Below are 1,833 nucleotides of genomic sequence, written 5' to 3'. Positions count from 1 at the left end.
GTTTCCCAGTGGAAAACATGGACAGGCAAAAGTGTAGCGGTATTAGGAACAGCTATTTAGCAATGGTGAAACTGGGCTGCATCCGCGTGTTTTACCACCGGTTACGCAATTAAGGGACACAGCCTAGAACTGGCGATCGGCCCGGTACGTCAGGCGCTACCGTTTTACCTGCTGTTTGCCGTTGCTGCGCCTTGTATCGGCGCGTCGACGGCACGCTTGTTTGGCTTGAACACCGCCAGCCGGCGTGCCGTGCCACACGTAATTCGTTAGTGATCCTGCCGCTGGCCTTATCGATCCCCGGCTCTATGCCGGTACTGCCGGCGATCCTGGTTGCACAAACCGTGATCGAACTGATCACGGAATCCTGCTATGTGCGAGTGATCCCTCGTCTGGTGCGTAGCAAGGCAGAAATCGCCCATTAGTGTAATCGGCAATGGTATTCCATGCCCTATTGTTTATACTAAACAGTACCTTAATAATTTGACGGCTCAACGCGCCTTGGTGCGCGGAGCGAAAGAAGCCATTATGATCGATCCTTCAATCTGAAAAAACTGGATTGGGGAGTGGCCGTGCTCGGTTCTCTCGATGCCTGCCGCCGTGTTGCTTATGAAAACGTGGAAGATGCGGTGCGCGCCGGTCTTGATTACACCGAGCTGCGATTCTCACCCTATTATATGGCACAGCGCCATGCACTTCCGCTGCAAGGCGTGGTCGAGGCGGTTATTGATGGTATACAGGCAGGCTGTCGCGATTACGACACCGATATCCAACTGATTGGTATCATGAGCCGTACTTTTGGATCTGAGGCGTGCCAGAAAGAGCTGAACGCCCTGCAAGCCTGCCGCGACAAGATCGTGGCACTCGATCTCGCTGGGGATGAACTGGGCTTTCCGGGCGGCCTCTTTACTTCGCATTTTCGTCAGGCACGTGATAACGGTTGGAATATTACGGTTCATGCCGGTGAAGCAGCGGATGCCGAAAGTATCTGGCAGGCTATTCGGCAATTGGGTGCAGAGCGCATTGGTCACGGCGTAGCGGCCATTGTGGATAAAACGCTGATGACACATATGGCGCAGCAACAGATCGCCATTGAATCCTGTCTGACGTCAAATATTCAAACCAGTACCGTCATGTCGTTAGCAGAACACCCTCTACCCCATTTTCTGCGTCACGGTATCCCCGCAACCATTAATACTGACGATCCAGCGGTGCAAGGTATCGAAATAACGCACGAATATCTCACTGCCGCCCCACAGGCTGGCCTAACCACCGATGAAATTCGTCAGGCTCAGCGCAATGGATTAGCCGTCGCGTTTCTTTCCGAGCAGGACAAACAGCGCATTCGTAAAAAGGTGCAACACAAGCGCGATCGCGTATAAGCTCAAGGTCACTGGGGCGACCCTTCGCCCCTACAGGCTAATTATCCGGTTTATCCAGCACAACCGGCTCAACAGACAGCAAATCAGGTATGACAGCGCAAAGGTCAACGCGCCATAGAGAACGATAAAACCATAGACGGACAAAAAGCTGAACATCGGGTACAGTCGATCATAAAGCGCGGTGTTGTTAATCTCTATGACGAAGATATTGTGCACCAGATAAATTCCCAACGTTTTACTGCCGACCTGACTGATCATCCCTTCCAGCCAGGTAAAACCTGTATGTAACATCAAATAAAACACGCAAACGGCTGAGAGTTGCAGTGGCAGGGGCTTTGTTGAATAAATCAGAACTTGTAACGACTGTGCCCCATCGGGTCGATTGTTACGTGATGCGAATACTGTTCGGCATTCCTAATAGCGTGATCCGGTTAAGCGCTTTGACCATCGCCAT

Annotated in this window: 2 protein-coding genes and 2 pseudogenes; 2 read left to right on the top strand and 2 right to left on the bottom strand. The window is 51.9% G+C overall.

The annotated features are described in order from the left end of the window. Positions 1-269 precede the first annotated feature (269 nt). Both ACTBDZ_RS17485 and add read left to right on the top strand, forming a co-directional pair. Entirely contained in the window at positions 270-422 is a 153-nt protein-coding gene (locus ACTBDZ_RS17485; protein WP_438816232.1) for a hypothetical protein, read from the top strand. Positions 423-542: 120 nt separating this feature from the next. Continuing rightward, positions 543-1,379, top strand: a pseudogene (gene add, locus ACTBDZ_RS17480) (adenosine deaminase); the annotation flags it as partial. Positions 1,380-1,409: 30 nt separating this feature from the next. On the opposite strand, the gene ACTBDZ_RS17475 reads toward add, so the two are convergent. Then, positions 1,410-1,673, bottom strand: coding sequence for a hypothetical protein (locus tag ACTBDZ_RS17475; protein ID WP_438816231.1), 264 nt, complete (start codon positions 1,671-1,673; stop codon positions 1,410-1,412). Between the two features lie 91 nt (positions 1,674-1,764). After that, a pseudogene (locus ACTBDZ_RS17470) lies at positions 1,765-1,833 on the bottom strand (surface-adhesin E family protein); the annotation flags it as partial.

Source organism: Symbiopectobacterium sp., assembly GCF_051710365.1.
Lineage (GTDB): Bacteria > Pseudomonadota > Gammaproteobacteria > Enterobacterales > Enterobacteriaceae > Symbiopectobacterium.
The sequence above is the reverse complement of the archived record's forward strand: the minus strand, read 5'-3'. Positions and strand labels throughout refer to the sequence as shown.